The organism is Serratia sp. CY55921 (genome assembly GCF_052167655.1).
In the GTDB taxonomy this organism is placed as follows: domain Bacteria; phylum Pseudomonadota; class Gammaproteobacteria; order Enterobacterales; family Enterobacteriaceae; genus Serratia; species Serratia ureilytica.
Window position 1 is genome coordinate 43,366 of the sequence record NZ_JBJNMU010000008.1, and the last position, 15,240, is coordinate 58,605.

Genomic DNA, 15,240 nt, shown 5'->3' on the forward strand with positions numbered 1-15,240 from the left:
GATTCACTTCTCTGAGTAGTTGCGGCCCAATGCCCATAATGCGGCATATTTATTGAAGGTATATTGCGCGTTGACCACCGCTAACAGCAACCCCTGTTTACCGTCGAGGAAGCCGGCCCGCAGCAGCCAGGTTTTGACGAAGGCGCCGAGCGTGTGGGTCAGGATGGACAGATAGCCGCAACGCTTGCCGGCCCGGTGGCGCTGTGTGGCCCATTCTTCGGCATAGCGCAGCTGTTTGCGCTGAAAGGCGAAGAAGTCGCGGCAGGTCAGGTGCAGCATATCGCCGCTGAGGGGGATCACTTTGGCGTCGCCGATGTTCAGCGACTCGTGCACCAGATCGTCGTTATAGCGATAGCGTGAATTGGCGTACAGGCGGTTGACGCGGTCGGGATACCAGCCGCTGTGGCGCATGAAGCGGCCAAGGAACAGGTTGCGCCGCGCGCAGCTGTAAACGGCGCCGTCGTCCGGCGCGTTCAACACCCGCTCGATGGATTGCCGCAGTTCGGGGGTGACGCGTTCGTCGGCGTCGATCATCAATACGTAGTCATGGCTGGCGTAGCTTTGCGCCAGCTGGCGCTGCTTGCCGAATCCTTGCCAGTCGGTGTGCGTGAAGACTTTGGCGCCCAGACTTTCGGCGACGGCGACGCTGTCGTCCTCGCTGCCGGAGTCCAGCACGATGATTTCATCGGCCCAGGCGACAGAGCGCAGGCAGTCCGGCAACAGCCCGGCTTCGTTTTTGGCGATCATCACCACCGACAGGCTTTTGCGGCTGCTCATTCAGTGACTCCGGGGCGGCAGGTGCGGTTCCAGCAGCTGCAGCAGGCGCTGCAACGCTCCCTGATTCTGATACAACACTTCCACCGCATGGCGGCCGTAGTAACGGCGGTAGTCTTCGTCGGTCAACAGGGTTTCCACTTCCTTTACCAGCGAATCCACGTCGGTCACGGTGATCAGGCCTTCGGCCTGCGAAAGCTTGGCGCAGATGTCTTTAAAGTTGAAGGTGTGCGGGCCCATCAGCACCGGGATGGCGTGGGCGGCAGCTTCCAGCGGGTTATGCCCGCCACGTTCCACCAGGCTGCCGCCGACAAAGGCCAGATCGGCGATGCCGTACAACAGCATGAGTTCGCCCATGGTATCGCCGATCACCACCTGGGTGCTGCCGGACGGGATTTCGCCGCTGCTGCGCAGGGTGTAGCTGAAGCCGGCCTTCTGTACCAGTTCCTTGGCGGTCGGGAAGCGTTCCGGGTGGCGCGGCACCAGGATCAGCAGCAGGTCGGGGTGTTTTTCCAGCAGCTTGCGGTGCGCTTCGAGCAAGATGGTTTCTTCGCCTTCATGGGTGCTGGTGGCGATCCACACCGGGCGGCGCGGCGCCCATTGGCGGCGCAGCGTAACGGCGCGGGCGGCCAGTTCCGGGGTGACGGAGATATCGAATTTCAGGCTGCCGGTAACGGCCAGCTGCGAGCGTTTCAGGCCCAGTTCGATAAAACGATCGCCGTCTTCCTGGTTCTGTGCGGCGATCAGCGTAATGCGGCGCAGCATATCGCGCATGAATCCGCCAATTTTCTTATAGCCGGCGGCGGATCGCGCCGACAGGCGCGCATTGGCGATCACCAGGGGGATTTGCCGCTGATGCAGTGCGTTGATCAGGTTAGGCCATAGCTCGGTTTCCATGATGATCACCAGCTTGGGATTCACCTGGTCGAGGAAGCGGTTCATGGAACCGGGCAGATCGTAGGGCAGATAGACATGATGCACGTCTTTGCCGAAAGCGGACTGGACGCGTTCTGAACCTGTCGGGGTCATTGTGGTCACAGTTATCGGCAAAGCGGGGTAACGATGGCGCAGCGCCCGCACCAGCGGGATGGCCGCCAGCGTTTCGCCGACGGAGACGGAATGCAGCATAATGCCGCCCGGCACGACTTTCCCGGCGCAGAAGCCATAGCGTTCCGCCCAGCGTTTACGGTAGGCTGGAGCTTTGCGGCTGCGCAGCAGTAAGCGGAGCCAGATCAGGGGTTGGATGAGGTAGAGTAGTACCTGATATAAACGCAGCAACATTCTATCAATTTCATTTATATGGGTTATTCGGAATAGTACCATAACTGGAAGGGAAAGGCGCTAATTTGGTAACCTTGGGTGTCAGTTTCAGACAACCGGCGAGCGATTTCGCCGATAGGCTCGGAATGAAGAATATTTTAATTATTCGCCGCGACAACATCGGCGATCTTGTTTGCACCACGCCTCTGATTGAAGGGGTGAAAATTGCCTATCCAGACGCAAAAGTTTATCTGCTGATCAATAAAGTCAGCCAGGACGTTGTTAAAAACAACCCTCATCTCGAGAAAGTCTTTGTCTATAAAAAGGCCAAGCACAAGGCGAAAAATGAAACGACGTTGGGCGTTTATTTCGAACGTCTGATGATCTTCCTGAAGCTGCGCAAAATAAAGTTCGATGCGGTCATTCTGGCTAACCCGGTGCCTTGCAAATACAGCCTGCGTTTAGCGAAAATGGCCGGCGCCACCCATATCATCGGCGCCGATTTGGGCACGAAAGATATTCAGCGCCCGTTCCGCAAGGACGATTTCCGCGGTCTACATCAGGTCGAACACACCTACAGCTATTTATCGGCGATAACCGATCAAGCCATTCCGATCCCGCCGGTGCGGGTATTCCTGACGCCGGAAGAGCGGCAGCTGGCGGCGCAGCGGCTGCAGGAACGCCTGCCGTCGGTCGAACGGGTTTGCGCCGTGCATATCAGCAGCCGCAGCCCGAAAAGGCGCTGGCCGGTTGAACGCTATGCCGAAATCATCAACCGCCTGACCGCCGATCCCCGCACCGGCGTGCTGATCTTCTGGTCGCCGCAGGGCACGCTGGCGCCGGACGACATCGGCGATCAGCAGCGCGCAGAACAGCTGTTGGCGTTGTGCCAAAACGAACGCGTTGCGCTTTATCCGACGGCCTCGGTGCGCGAGCTGTTGGGCGGGTTCGATTTATGCGACCGGGTGCTGTGCAGCGACGGCGGGCAGATGCATCTTGCCGCCGCGCTGAATAAGGATATGGTGGTGTTCTTTGGCGATACCGATAAAACGTCCTGGCATCCATGGACCGGCCGTCATCATATTTTGCAGAGTGAGTCGGGGCACTGTGAAGATGTTTCTGTCGATGAGGTTTGGCAGAAAATGCAGGCGCTAAGCTAGCGAAGAAAATAAGGCAGGTATCACCTGCCTTATTTATTACTTTATTATTTTTCTTTCAGCTCAATATATTGACGGCAAATAGGCTCCAGCCCATAGCTCAGCAATTGCTGTTGATTTATCTGCGGCGGATTGGCGTAAATTTCCGCCATTTTTTCTGCCAGCGACGCTTCGTTTAATTCCGCCAACGCGTTAGCCATGCCGGCTTTTTCCAGAATTTCCGCAGGGCCGCCCGGACAGCGGGTGCTGACCACCGGCGTGCCGCACAACAGCGATTCTACCAGCACATTGCCAAACCCTTCGCTATCGGAGCTGAGCACCAACAGCGAGGCATGGCGGATAAACGGATAGGGATTGGCCTGGAAGCCGAGGAACAGCACGCGCTCTGCGATACCCAAGTCTGCCGCCAGACGCTTGACCTCGGCGACGCGGGCGTCATCCCCGGTGCCGATCAAAGCCAGCGGCGCCTGAATACCGGATTGCGCATAGGCTTTCAGCAGGCGGTCATGCCGCTTGGTGGCGTGAAAGCGGCCGACGTGCACCAGATAGTCCTGACCGGCCAGTTCGCAAGGTGCCGCCGCCTGTTGCCGGATGGCGTCGATGTCGAACGGGTTATTGATGACCGCCAGCCGACGCGGGTGGATCGGCAAATTCTGCTGCAGATCGCCGCCGACCGCCTGTGAAACGGCGACGATATTTCTCCCCTGGTAAACGTTGGCGATTTTACGTTGCTTGAGCCAGCGATCCAGGCCTTTGCGGTGGCCGAGGTAGGAGGTGGAGAGAATGCCGTGAATGCAGAACCACAGACGATCCGAAGCCAGCCGCTTGCTGCGGCTGACGATGCGATCGGTTTTGTGCAGGTTGGAGAACACCAGATCGAACGCGCCGTGTTGGCGCTCGTGTTCGGCTACCGCCCGATCCAGCGCGGCGGCGCGGCGCGACAGCTCGGTCAGCTTGCGCCAGGGGGCACGGCTGCGATCGGCCACCACCTGATAATCAATGCCTGACGGGATAGGGTAATTGCAGACGTCACGCAGCGAGATCAGACTGACGTCATGCCCCTGTTGCTGCATGCCTTGGCACAGGGTCAGCACCACTTTTTCCGCGCCGCCTCCCGGCAGGCCATCGATGATCATCAGAATACGCATAGCTAATCCAGTAACCGGTTATAGAGGGAAATGAGCTGTTCGGAGAGATGCGCCGGCGTAGCCGTCATAATGCGCAATCTTGCCGCTTCGCCCATGGAGGATCCCAGCGCCTGGCGCGGCAGCGCCCGAATGGCTTCCGTGATGGCCGGCACGTCGAGCGCGTCGGTCACGAAGCCGTTCTGGCCCGGGGTGATAAACTCGGCGCCGCCGCAGGTGGTGCTGGTGATAACCGGCAGGCCGCAGGACATCGCTTCCAGAATCACATTCGGGAACGGATCGTACAGCGTCGGCAGCAGCAGCGCATCCGCGGCCTGATAGAACGGCAGAGTCTGCTTCTGCACGCCCATAAAGTGAATGCGATCGCCGCAGCCCAGCGACTGCGCCAGCGCCCGGTAACGCTTTTCGGCTTTATCTTTACCGACCACCAAGAGGTGGCTGTCGGTCGCCGCCACGGCGCGGATGGCGGCGGCCAGCCCTTTGCGCTCGAAACCGGAGCCGACGAAGATCAGGCAGTGCGCCTGTTGCGGGATCTGATATTGCTCACGCAGGCGTCGGCGCTGGGCCTCGTCGGCGGGCAGGAACTTTTGATTGTCGATGGCGTTATAGATCACCGTGATTTTGTCGGCGGGCACGCCAAAGTCGGCGATGATTTCCCGTTTGATCATCTCGGCGTTGCAGATGACGGCTTTCAGCTCCGGTGCGGCGTACATGGCGCGCTCGGCGCACATCACATAGCGGTGATAACGGTTGGAAAACAGCCACTTGCGGCGCCACTCGGGCAGCAGCCGCGCGCGTTGCAGCAGCCAGCGGCGGTGTACGCCGTCGCCGGCGCGGTAGATATCGCAGCCGGGAATGCGCTCATGGCTTTGCACCAGATCGAAGCGCTCTTTCTGCCACAGCGCCCTGGCCGCCACGGCGAAGCCCCGTTCGCGACTGATGCGGCCGAGTTTCAACGGGTTACACAGGTGAATATGCCAGTTTGGATTGGCGTCACCCTGCCATTCGCGAGTGATGACGTTCAGATCGAGATCCTGTTGCTCCAGCGCCTCCAGGGCGCGGGAAACGAAACGTTCGGCTCCGCCGTCCGGGCGGTATTTTTGGCGAACGATCGCCAAACGAAATGCTTTCATGCCAGCGTGCTCCGCGCGGCTGCAATCACCGCGTCTGTAGGAATGAGGTCGAGATACCGTTCATCGGTGCCGGTATCGATGGCGTCCGGGTCGGGCAGTTCGCCAAAGTCGCCGGCCCAGATCACGGCGCCGGTAGCCTGCCATGGCCGCCAGAAAGTCAGCTTGGAAGGGCCGAATAACGCCACGCACGGCGTTTGCAGCGCGGCGGCCATATGCATCGGCACCGAATCCACGCCGATAAACAGCTTGGCGTGGTCAATCAGGGCGGCCAGTTGGCGCAGCGTCAGCTGGCCGGCCAACGAGATCACACCCTGCGGCGGGCAGAGCGCCAAAATGCGCTCGACCATGGCTTTTTCTCTGGCGTCGGGGCCGGAGGTGATCACCAACTGGTGGCCGTCGGCCTGCAAGGCGGTGAGGGTGGCGGCCATTTTCTCTTCGCTCCAGCATTTGAAGAACCAGCGCGAGGTGGGCTGCACCACAATATAACTGCCGGCGACGCCCTGTTTCTGCAACAGTTGCTCACAGGTCTGCCAATCCTGCGGATCATAACTCATGGTGACATGCTCATTGAGCGCGGGCAGGTTCAGCGGCGCCAGCAACGAGAGATTTTGTTCGACGGTATGCAAGTGGGCGTGATTGTCTACCGGCACCAGCTGCGTGTGGCAGTGGCGCCACAGGAAGCCGCGGCGTTTGGGGAAATCGAAGCCCAAACGGATGCGCGCGCCGGTCAGGCGCGTGATGATGGCGCTGCGCCACTGATCGGCCAGATTGACCACCAGATCGTAGCGCTGCGCCTTCAGGCGGCGCAGCAGCGCCAGCTCATGTCCGAGGTGAGCGCGGGCGCCCTGTTTTTTCCATTGGCGATCGATGGCGAACAGGGTCGACAGTTCCGGATTACTGGCCAGCATCTCCTGCGTTTCCTGATACAGCAGCACATCGATCCGGGCCTGCGGGTAGTTTTGCCGCAGGCTGCTGATGACCGGCGTGACCAGCAGCATATCGCCGTGGTGGCGCAATTTTATGATCAGAATACGCTGTACGGATGGGGCGGAAGTTAGGGCTGGCGCGTCGTTCATCATGAGTCGCTTTCTGGGAAACCAATCTTTGATTCTAAATGACCCGATCGCATGTGGCTACTGTTGCACGGTTTTCTTGCCGGGCCGCAAAAAAATCGCCGAGCCGGGGACGAATGCGCTTCAACGTTGTCCAAACCAGGCAGCAAAGTCGTTTGCCCTGGCGAAACGGGCTGCGTAACATAGCGTATTCTGTTGATATCAGGTTCGATATTCATGACTAAACCGGCGTTTCTCATCACCATTGATACCGAAGGCGATAATCTGTGGCAAAACCACGATCGCATCGCGACCGAAAACACGCGTTTCTTGCCGCGCTTTCAGGCGCTGTGCGAGAAATATGCCTTCAAGCCGGTTTATCTCACCAACTATGAAATGGCGATGGATCCGGCTTACGTCGAGTTCGCGCGTGACGTGATCGCCCGCGGTGCCGGTGAAGTCGGCATGCATCTGCACGCCTGGAACAGCCCGCCGCTGACGCCGCTCACCGATGACGACTGGCGCCACAAGCCTTATTTGATCGAGTATCCCGCCGATCAGATACGCGCCAAGGTCGACCACATGACCAAACTGCTGGAGGACGCCTTCCAGACCAAAATGCTCAGCCATCGCGCCGGCCGTTGGGCGTTCAACGAATACTATGCCTCACTGCTGCTGGAATACGGCTATCAGGTGGATTGTTCGGTCACGCCGCGGGTCAACTGGCAGTTTTCGCCGGGCAACCCGCAGGGCAACGGCGGTACCGATTACAGCCGGTTCCCGTCGCAGGCCTATTTCATCGATCCGCAGAACATCGCCAAGCCGGGCGCTTCGTCGCTGCTGGAAGTGCCGATGAGCATCCAGTACAAGCATTCGGCGCTGATGAATGCGTTCAAGCAGGGCTATGATCGGCTGCGCGGCAAGCGGCGTTCGCCGTCCGTCAACTGGCTGCGGCCGAGTGGCGGCAACGTGGCCAAGATGATAAGCGTGGCCGAGACGTCGTTGGCGCAGGGGCATGACTACGTCGAGTTTATGCTGCACTCCTCCGAGTTTATGCCGGGCGGCAGCCCGACGTTCAAAACCGAGCAGGATATCGAAGTGCTGTACCGCGATCTGGAGCAGCTGTTTGACTGGCTGCAGCAGCGCACGGTGGGCATGACGCTGGCCGAGTATTATCAACTTAAAGCGAACTAAGCACGCACATGTCGAAGAAATGGAAAATCAAGGTTGCCGACTGGTTTTTGCGGCGCTATACGGCGAAGTACGGCCGTTTTCAGGACAAGGCGACGTTCGACGGCGCCCAGCAGTTTGACAATATCGTCATCTATTCCACCACGGCGTTGGGCGACTTCATGTTCAACACGCCGGCACTGAGGGCGATGAGGGAACGCTATCCCAACGCGCACATCACGCTGGTGGTGCACAAGAAAAACCGCGAACTGGTGGAAAACGGCCGCTATTACGATCGCGTGGTGTATTGGGACAGCAAGATCAAGACGATACGCCCATTGCTGAAATCGCTGCGCGAACATCAGCCGGATTTGGCGCTGATCCTGCACTCTCACCTGCCTTATGACATCATCAGCGCCGTCATGGCGGGGGCAAAGTACATCATCAGGGATAACTACAGCTCGGGCATTTGCGGGCTGGAACCTTGGTTAACCAACTATATCTTCCATTATTACGGCCATTTCGTGCGCCGCAAGCTGGAGCTGATTTCCATTTTGGGTTGCCGCAGCGACGATCCGACGATGGAAATTCCCGTGGACTATCAGCGCGGCGTCAAAAGCAGCGACCATCCCACCATCGGTTTTCAACTTGGGGCATCGACGGAGTCGCGTTGCTGGCCGGTGTCGCACTATGCGCGCCTGGCCGATGAGCTGGTGGCGAAGCACCCCAATGTGCGCATCGTGCTGATTGGCGCACCGCTTGACGACGGCAAAGCCCAACAGTTTATGAGCCTGATCGGCCCGCAAACGCTGGCCTGCGTGGATAATCAAATCGGTAAAACGGGGCTGCAAGGCTTGCTGACGTTGCTCGACAGTTTCCATGTTCTGGTCACCGGCGACACCGGGCCGCTGCATCTGGCGGTGGCACTGAAGGTGAAAACCATCAGCCTGTTCGTGACCGCCGATTCACGCTCCACCGGGCCGATTCAGGATCCTGAACTGCACCGCATCATTCAGGTGTCGCGTACCGGCTATACGATGCCGCTGGAGGCGGAAAGCCCGATGGGGGTCATTCAGCCGCAGCGGATTTATGACGAACTGGTCGCGCACGTGCCTTTAGCGCGCTAGAGGTGCGGCGACGCATCGGCCGCCAGGCCGATGCGGTTAGCGTGGTTTGCGCCCGCGCAGCTTCGAAAGAAAGGTATCCACTCGCGCATAGCGCATCTGGCGGACTTTTTTGCCCGGCACGTCGCTGTTGCGGCAGACAGCGGCGGCGCGGCGCAGAATTTGCAGCGTTGCCGGCGCGTAATGATAATAACCGTACACCGCCTTGGACATGCTTTTCACCTCGGAAAAGCAGTTGGCCAGCATCAGGGCGGCCAACCGGCGCAGCGGCTCATCCCCAGGATGCTGCGCCACAAAGCGCAGCATCTTCTCCATGGCGAACAGCAAATCTTCAATATCTTTGGGTTTGATATTGCGGGTGATGCCCTGGCTGTTATCCCGGTAGAAATAGAGTTCGCAGTCAAGATGGGCGATGCGGCGAGTTTTGAAATACTGAAAAGGCGTGAAAATCACGTCTTCATAACGCCTGCCGTCTTCGAACGTTTCCCCTGCCAGCAGCGTGCGCTTATATACCCGGCTCCAGAGGTGCCACATCGAGCGTGCGAACAGCGGTTGCAGGCTGCCCAGCCCCAACGAGGAAAAGTCGTAGGCTGCGGGCTGCGTCGCGCGGTTCTCGGGTTTCGGCAGTTGTTCGGTGAACTTCTGATAATTAAAATCGATCAGGTCATATTCATCGGCGATCAGCAGGGGCCGCAGGATCGCCAGATAGTCGTCGCTCAGCAGATCGTCGCCGTCGAGAAAGGTGACGTAGCGCCCGGTGGCTCGCTGCAGGCCGACATTGCGGGCGTGCGCAATGCCGCCGTTGGCCTGTGAAATAAAAGCCACGTGCGGATGCTGCCGCTGCGCCAGATACCGGCTGACCAGCGCCCCTGACGCATCGGTAGAGCCATCGTCGATGATGACCACCTCAATCTCATCAGAAATCTGCGTAAATAACGAATCCAGCGCAGCGATGACGAACGCTTCGTTATTGTAAAACGGCACGATAACGCTGAGCAGCGGTGGCTGATGAGTTTTCACGCGGTCTGCTCCTGGGCGGAAGGCGGTTTCGCCACGGAGAGCACGGCGGCGATCAGCGCCAGACAGAACATGACGGTGCCTTCCGTGCTGAAGAAGATGACATCGCTAAGACCGTAAACGAACAGGCTGGCGCTCACGCTCAGCAACAGCGCGTTGCGCTGCGGCCGGAATGAAGAGAAGAACAGGCCGATATACAGCGCCAGCAACAGCAACGTCCCCCAGACCCCCTTGAGCGAATAGGTTTCCAGCAGCTCGTTATGCAGATGCACGTTGATGTAAGGCATGACGCCAGACAGGCGAGGTTGCTGCGCGACGATGGCGCGGATCTCTTCACCGCGCTGCTCGGCGGATTGACCCCAAGGAGCTTGTGAGCCGGTGCGCCATGCCAGCGTTTGCATCGACAGTCGGGAAATGATCGAGTTTTCAGTCTGTGGCTGATCCATCAGACGCATGTCGGTCTCAAAGGCCTGAATGCGTTCTTCTATCTGCGGTTTGAACACCAGGCCGCAGGCTACGAGCAGCAGCGGTACCGAGGCCATCAACGCGAGCTTGTGTTTCCTGGAAACCAGATGCTTGGTCGCCAGCAGCGACAGACAAATCGCCACCGGGTAAACCAGCATCGCCGCGCGGGTGCCGGTCAGCACCAACGCAGAGAAGGAAAGCAGGAACGCCGCAATGTACAGCACCAGGCGGTAGCGGGTGCGCAGCATCAGGATGGCTTGCATCATCACCAGATCGATGGCGGTCATCAGATAGGCAGCGACCGTGGCGCGATCGAAGTTAAGCTCCACGCGAGGAATATCCAGCCGCAATCCCTGATAGAGAGAATAGCCGTTGATCGCCAGGCCGGTAACGAGGGCCACGACGATCAGTAGGCGCTGCACGCACAGCCGCTCATTGAGCGCAATCAGCAAGATGAAAGCGGTTGCGAGCTGCAGTTTGCCGGTCGACATATAAGAGCGATAAATGTTGATGTACTCACCCGGCTGTTTGAAGTGATGCATCCACAGGATGGTGCCCATGCCGACGCAGAACATCAGCGCGGGCAACAGCAGATTTTTAACGTTGCTGAAGTAGTAGCGCGGATACAGGCAAACGGCGATAAAGGCGATGTAGCTGGAAACGTAAAACAGATTGCGTCCGGTCGCGGAACCGAAAGGAATGGTGCAAAAAGCGATGGCGCATCCCAGATAAATCAAATAACTGAAGGCAGGGTGCGGCGTTTTTTGTTTTAGCATCGGGCGTGTTTTCCGGCTCACGTGTTGATTAAACGATGAAGGATCGCAGCGTGTCGTCAAACTCAGCTTTGAACTGAGCATAGTTGAAATGTTCAGCAGGATAGCGCTGCGCGTTTCGGCTCAACGTCTGGTAGGTTTCGCCCGCCAGCAATGTCTCAACGGCATCCGCACAGTCGATATGCGACAACAGCTTGGGCGACACCAGGCTGTCGGTTAACGGATCGTAGACTTCATGCGGGAAGTCGACCTCGATATCGGTGAGCTGCCGGTGTTGTTCGATGGTGACCGACGGAACCAGGCCAATGCCGCAGACGCCGTCTTTCACCGCTTCCGGCTGGCCGTCAACCTGCGGGAAGATGACCGGCACGCCGAAATAGAGCGATTCCATGCAGGACAAGCCGAACGGCTCGGTGATCGGCGTGCTCATGTAGATGTGCGTGCGATTGAAGAAGCCGGCGACGTCATCCTGATAACCGCTGAAAGTGATGCGGTCGCCGAGCTGAAGCCGAGTCGCCAGCGCCTCGAACGCCGCGCGATCCGGCCCTTTGCCGGCCACTTCCAGCGTGACGTCATGCCCGCGTCGCAGCAGTTCCTGCATCATCAATAATGAAACGCTGATGCCTTTCAGGCTGACCAGACGCGAGGCGGTGCCGATTCTGATCGGCTGTGACAGCGTTTTCGGCGCAGTGTCGATCCCCGCCGGCGTCTTGATGCGGTTGATCACCACGTGATTGGGGCAAGGCAGATTAAAGCGCAGCTCCATCACCCGCTTCGACGCGTGTGAAGCGGAAATGACGCCGTCCAGCATGGCGAAGAAACGCAGCGTCTTTTTATTCTTGGGGTAACGCCAGGAGCAGCCGTGATCGTAGTAAACCAGCTTGCCGCGCTTGGGTTTGGCCGCCAGCCCCGGAACCAGGTCCCAGACGATCACCACATCGGCGTTCGCCCGTTCAATTTTCCACTTCAGCAAAAATTTGCGCAGGAACTGCGGGCAGCGCAACGGCAGTGCATTGATCAGGCGGTTGGCGAAGGTGACGGGCTGATGCGCAGGCAACTGGCGGCGGATCTCTTCGCCAATGTCGCCGCTGATGCACAAGACCTGGTTGCTGCCGTCGGTGGTATCGTTGATGTACTGCAGGAACAGGCGCTCGACGCCGCCCATTTTACCCAGGTTGATAATATGCAGTTTTTTCATGCTATAACCTTTTGCAACGCCTGCCATGCCGTATCGGCGTCGATTGTCGCCATGCTTTTTTCCGGCGAAATCAGCGAGTGCTGATTTTGCCCATAGCCGCCGATCAGGCCGGGATCGGTTGGCCCGAACAGCGTGATGTTCGGTCTGTCGAGCGCGGCGGTCAGATGACTTAGCCCGGTGTCGACCGAGACCACGCCCCTGGCGCCCGCCAGCACGTCAGCCACCTGCTGCAGGCTGAGCTTCGGCAGCACCTCGACATGTGGGAAACCTTCCGCCAACCGCAGCGCGCGCTGATGTTCATGCTCCGCCCCCCAGGGCAGTTTGATCTTCAGCCCGCTGTCGGCCGTCAGCGCGATCAGCTCGCGCCAGTTCTGCTCCGGCCAATGCTTGTCGTCGCGGGTCGTAGCGTGCAAAAACACCAGATATTGACCGGCATCGACCGGCGGCTGGCTGAGAAAACGCGCGGCGATGGCATAGTCGCCGTAGCTGCCCGGTTTATCGTAGCCGAGGCTTTTGGCGAACAGCTCGCGCGTGCGTTCCACCGCGTGCTGCCGTTTGTCTATCTCATGGCGCACGTTGTAGAACCAGCTGGCGAACGGTTCGCGCGCGCTTTTGCAGTCCGGGCCATGTTTGTTGCCCTTGGCGACGCGCGTGATCAGCGCGGCGCTTTTCATCAGGCCCTGCGCGTCGATCACCACATCGTAACGGCGTTCTTGCAGCGCGCGCTTGAAGTCGCAGCGCTGCTGTCGGGTGTCGCTGCCGAACCAGTTTTTGCGCCAGCGGCGAATGGCCACCGGGATCACGCGATCCACCGCCGGGTGCCAGGTGGGGATTTGGCTGAAACCTTCTTCCACTACCCAGTCGAAGCGGATATCGGGAATGGCCTGCAGCGCATCGGTCAGGGCGGGCAGCGTATGCAGCACGTCTCCCATCGAGGACGTTTTTACGATTAACACCTGCATGACTATTCCTCGCTGGCGACAAGCAACGGCGTCAGCGCATCCAACACTTGCTGCGGCTGAATATCGATCAAACTTTGGTGATACCCCTGTTCGGCATCGCCCTTACGCACCTTGTGGTAGCCGCTGATCAAGCGAATCACCCGCGCCTTGTCGGAGAGCGGCGGCGTGAAGTCGGGGCTGCTTGGGCCGTACAAGGCTATCAGCGGTTTGTTCAACGCTGCGGCAACGTGCATTAAACCGGAGTCGTTGCTGACCACCGCCCGGCAGGCCGCGATCAGGATCACCGCCTGCTCCAGCTGGGTTTTTCCGGCCAGATTAAGGCAGAAATCGCGCGCGTCGTCCTGCAACGCGGCGCGGATCTGTTCGCCGGCCTCATGGTCTTTTGCCGAACCGAACAGCGCGATTTGATAGCCGCTCTCGATCAGCCGTTGAGCCAGCGCCGCGTAGTGATAGTGCGGCCAGCGCTTGGCGGGGCCGAACTCCGCGCCTGGGCAGAAGCCGACGATCGGGCGGCTGTCGGTCAGGTTGAAGGCTGAGGTGGTTTCGGCGATCTCTTCGTCGCTCACCCGCAGCTGCGGCCACAGCAGCGGCTGCGGCAGATCGTCGGCGCGCTGAACGCGGCCTTTGTCATAGGCCAGCGCCACATAGCGCTGCACCATCAGCGGGAAAGCCGCCTTGTCGAGCACGCGCACGTCGTTCAGCAGGCCGTAGCGCATTTCGCCCCGCCAGCCGGTGCGCTGCGGGATATCGGCGAAGAAAGGCACCAGCGCGGATTTGAACGAGTTGGGCAGAACGTAAGCGCGATCGTAACGGTTGGCGCGCAGAGCGCGCCCCAGGCGGCGGCGTTCGCCGAGCCCCAGCGCGCCGTGGCCCAGCGGCATCGCCAGCGCCTGATTGACTTCCGGCATGCGCGCCAGCAACGGGCGGCACCAGGCCGGCGCCATCACATCGATCTCCGCCGTCGGATATTCGGCCTTCAGGGTGCGATAGAGACTTTGCGACATCATCATGTCGCCAACCCAAGAAGGGCCGATAACCAGTATTTTCATACCCAGCGTTAATTCCTTCAGCTTATGCGGTGCGGTTCAACCAGGCCATGTACTCTTTCACGCCTTCGGCGACCGTTTTGAACGGTGCGTCGTAGCCGGCGGCGCGCAGCTTGGTCAGATCGGCCTGGGTGTACGCCTGATAGCGGCCCTTCAGCTTCTCTGGGAACTCGATGTATTCCACCGCGCCTTGCTGATGGAAGTCCACCACCGCGTCAGCCACCGCCTGGAAGGTTTCAGCCCGACCGGTGCCGCAGTTGAAGATGCCGGATTTGCCGGTTTCCCAGAACCACAGGTTGACCGCCGCCACGTCGCCGACGTAGATGAAGTCACGCTTGAAGTTTTCGCTGCCGGCGAACAGTTTCGGGTTTTCGCCGCGGTTGATCTGGGTGTTCAGGTGGAAGGCGACGCTGGCCATGCTGCCTTTGTGGCCTTCGCGCGGGCCGTAAACGTTGAAGTAGCGGAAGCCGCAGATCTGCGAGTCCGCTTCCGGCAGGATATCACGCACGTACTGATCGAACAGGAATTTGGAATAACCGTACACGTTGAGCGGCGCTTCATACTGACGCTCTTCGATAAACTCTTCGCGGCCGCCGTAAGTGGCGGCGGAGGAGGCGTACAGGAACGGAATTTCGCGATCCAGGCAGTAGTGCAGCAGGTCTTTGGAGTACTGATAGTTGTTGTCCATCATGTACTTGCCGTCCCACTCGGTGGTCGCAGAGCAGGCGCCTTCGTGGAACACCGCTTCGATCTCGCCCAGATCGTCGCCGGCCACGATGCTGGCGATAAAGTCTTCTTTATCGATATAGTCGGCGATGTCCAGATCGACCAGGTTGACGAACTTGGTGCCGTCTTTCAGGTTGTCCACCACCAGGATATCGCGATATCCCTTGTCGTTCAGTGCCTTAATGATGTTGCTGCCGATCATGCCGGCGCCGCCAGTAACGATAATCATTGGGTTACC

The 15,240-nt window shown here is 59.3% G+C and carries 14 protein-coding genes; 3 read left to right on the forward strand and 11 right to left on the reverse strand.

Translation table 11 applies throughout. The annotated features are described in order from the left end of the window. Positions 1 to 3 precede the first annotated feature (3 nt). A complete protein-coding gene (locus tag ACJ8M3_RS22920; RefSeq protein ID WP_033645184.1) occupies positions 4 to 777 on the reverse strand; it encodes a glycosyltransferase family 2 protein in 774 nt (257 codons plus the stop codon). After that, positions 778 to 2,055 (reverse strand): lipid IV(A) 3-deoxy-D-manno-octulosonic acid transferase, encoded by a 1,278-nt coding sequence (gene waaA / locus ACJ8M3_RS22925; RefSeq protein WP_019452200.1) that lies wholly within the window; start codon positions 2,053 to 2,055, stop codon positions 778 to 780. A gap of 125 nt (positions 2,056 to 2,180) precedes the next feature. Between waaA and ACJ8M3_RS22930 the strand changes: the two genes are divergently transcribed. Further along, the gene (locus ACJ8M3_RS22930) at positions 2,181 to 3,194 is read left to right on the forward strand and encodes a glycosyltransferase family 9 protein (RefSeq protein ID WP_033645185.1); all 1,014 of its coding nucleotides are present in this window, start codon (positions 2,181 to 2,183) and stop codon (positions 3,192 to 3,194) included. Positions 3,195 to 3,238: 44 nt separating this feature from the next. On the opposite strand, the gene ACJ8M3_RS22935 is transcribed toward ACJ8M3_RS22930, so the two are convergent. From ACJ8M3_RS22935 to rfaQ, 3 genes are read right to left on the reverse strand one after another with little or no spacing between them, the layout of a single operon-like run. Next, positions 3,239 to 4,339, reverse strand: coding sequence for a glycosyltransferase (locus tag ACJ8M3_RS22935; RefSeq protein ID WP_089197556.1), 1,101 nt, complete (start codon positions 4,337 to 4,339; stop codon positions 3,239 to 3,241). Positions 4,340 to 4,341: 2 nt separating this feature from the next. After that, positions 4,342 to 5,469, reverse strand: coding sequence for a glycosyltransferase family 4 protein (locus ACJ8M3_RS22940; protein ID WP_033645187.1), 1,128 nt, complete (start codon positions 5,467 to 5,469; stop codon positions 4,342 to 4,344). Then, the gene (gene rfaQ, locus ACJ8M3_RS22945) at positions 5,466 to 6,548 is read right to left on the reverse strand and encodes a putative lipopolysaccharide heptosyltransferase III (protein ID WP_033652252.1); all 1,083 of its coding nucleotides are present in this window, start codon (positions 6,546 to 6,548) and stop codon (positions 5,466 to 5,468) included. The genes ACJ8M3_RS22940 and rfaQ overlap by 4 nt, the downstream gene beginning before the upstream one ends. Positions 6,549 to 6,758: 210 nt before the next feature. On the opposite strand from rfaQ, the gene ACJ8M3_RS22950 reads away from it, so the two are divergent. Continuing rightward, positions 6,759 to 7,715, forward strand: coding sequence for a polysaccharide deacetylase family protein (locus ACJ8M3_RS22950; RefSeq protein ID WP_033645189.1), 957 nt, complete (start codon positions 6,759 to 6,761; stop codon positions 7,713 to 7,715). A gap of 8 nt (positions 7,716 to 7,723) precedes the next feature. Next, positions 7,724 to 8,818, forward strand: a complete 1,095-nt coding sequence (locus ACJ8M3_RS22955) for a glycosyltransferase family 9 protein (protein WP_033645190.1) — start codon at positions 7,724 to 7,726, stop codon at positions 8,816 to 8,818. Between the two features lie 36 nt (positions 8,819 to 8,854). Here ACJ8M3_RS22955 and ACJ8M3_RS22960 read toward each other — a convergent pair whose 3' ends face one another. Genes ACJ8M3_RS22960 through rfaD form a run of 6 tightly spaced genes read right to left on the reverse strand, consistent with a single transcriptional unit; the run spans position 8,855 to position 15,231 of the window. Further along, positions 8,855 to 9,835, reverse strand: coding sequence for a glycosyltransferase (locus tag ACJ8M3_RS22960; protein WP_089197555.1), 981 nt, complete (start codon positions 9,833 to 9,835; stop codon positions 8,855 to 8,857). Beyond that, positions 9,832 to 11,073: an O-antigen ligase family protein gene (locus ACJ8M3_RS22965; protein WP_033645192.1), complete on the reverse strand. Its 1,242-nt coding sequence runs from the start codon at positions 11,071 to 11,073 to the stop codon at positions 9,832 to 9,834. The genes ACJ8M3_RS22960 and ACJ8M3_RS22965 overlap by 4 nt, the downstream gene beginning before the upstream one ends. 28 nt (positions 11,074 to 11,101) lie before the next feature. Continuing rightward, on the reverse strand, positions 11,102 to 12,268 hold the full coding sequence (locus tag ACJ8M3_RS22970; protein WP_089197554.1) for a glycosyltransferase: 1,167 nt from the start codon (positions 12,266 to 12,268) through the stop codon (positions 11,102 to 11,104). Next, positions 12,265 to 13,230 carry a lipopolysaccharide heptosyltransferase RfaC gene (rfaC, locus tag ACJ8M3_RS22975; RefSeq protein ID WP_033645194.1) on the reverse strand — a complete coding sequence of 322 codons (966 nt, stop codon included), beginning with the start codon at positions 13,228 to 13,230 and terminating at the stop codon, positions 12,265 to 12,267. Before rfaC ends, ACJ8M3_RS22970 begins: the two co-directional genes overlap by 4 nt. 2 nt (positions 13,231 to 13,232) lie before the next feature. Then, positions 13,233 to 14,279: an ADP-heptose--LPS heptosyltransferase RfaF gene (rfaF, locus tag ACJ8M3_RS22980; RefSeq protein ID WP_033645195.1), complete on the reverse strand. Its 1,047-nt coding sequence runs from the start codon at positions 14,277 to 14,279 to the stop codon at positions 13,233 to 13,235. A gap of 22 nt (positions 14,280 to 14,301) precedes the next feature. Further along, positions 14,302 to 15,231, reverse strand: coding sequence for an ADP-glyceromanno-heptose 6-epimerase (gene rfaD, locus ACJ8M3_RS22985; RefSeq protein ID WP_089197553.1), 930 nt, complete (start codon positions 15,229 to 15,231; stop codon positions 14,302 to 14,304). Between the last annotated feature and the right edge of the window lie 9 nt (positions 15,232 to 15,240).

Bases quoted from the DNA above. Each gene is read 5' to 3' on its own strand.
- ACJ8M3_RS22920 (WP_033645184.1), bottom strand. From the start codon at position 777: ATGAGCAGCCGCAAAAGCCTGTCGGTGGTGATGATCGCCAAAAACGAA.
- waaA (WP_019452200.1), bottom strand. From the start codon at position 2,055: ATGTTGCTGCGTTTATATCAGGTACTACTCTACCTCATCCAACCCCTG.
- ACJ8M3_RS22930 (WP_033645185.1), top strand. From the start codon at position 2,181: ATGAAGAATATTTTAATTATTCGCCGCGACAACATCGGCGATCTTGTT.
- ACJ8M3_RS22935 (WP_089197556.1), bottom strand. From the start codon at position 4,339: ATGCGTATTCTGATGATCATCGATGGCCTGCCGGGAGGCGGCGCGGAA.
- ACJ8M3_RS22940 (WP_033645187.1), bottom strand. From the start codon at position 5,469: ATGAAAGCATTTCGTTTGGCGATCGTTCGCCAAAAATACCGCCCGGAC.
- rfaQ (WP_033652252.1), bottom strand. From the start codon at position 6,548: ATGATGAACGACGCGCCAGCCCTAACTTCCGCCCCATCCGTACAGCGT.
- ACJ8M3_RS22950 (WP_033645189.1), top strand. From the start codon at position 6,759: ATGACTAAACCGGCGTTTCTCATCACCATTGATACCGAAGGCGATAAT.
- ACJ8M3_RS22955 (WP_033645190.1), top strand. From the start codon at position 7,724: ATGTCGAAGAAATGGAAAATCAAGGTTGCCGACTGGTTTTTGCGGCGC.
- ACJ8M3_RS22965 (WP_033645192.1), bottom strand. From the start codon at position 11,073: ATGCTAAAACAAAAAACGCCGCACCCTGCCTTCAGTTATTTGATTTAT.
- ACJ8M3_RS22970 (WP_089197554.1), bottom strand. From the start codon at position 12,268: ATGAAAAAACTGCATATTATCAACCTGGGTAAAATGGGCGGCGTCGAG.
- rfaC (WP_033645194.1), bottom strand. From the start codon at position 13,230: ATGCAGGTGTTAATCGTAAAAACGTCCTCGATGGGAGACGTGCTGCAT.
- rfaF (WP_033645195.1), bottom strand. From the start codon at position 14,279: ATGAAAATACTGGTTATCGGCCCTTCTTGGGTTGGCGACATGATGATG.
- rfaD (WP_089197553.1), bottom strand. From the start codon at position 15,231: ATGATTATCGTTACTGGCGGCGCCGGCATGATCGGCAGCAACATCATT.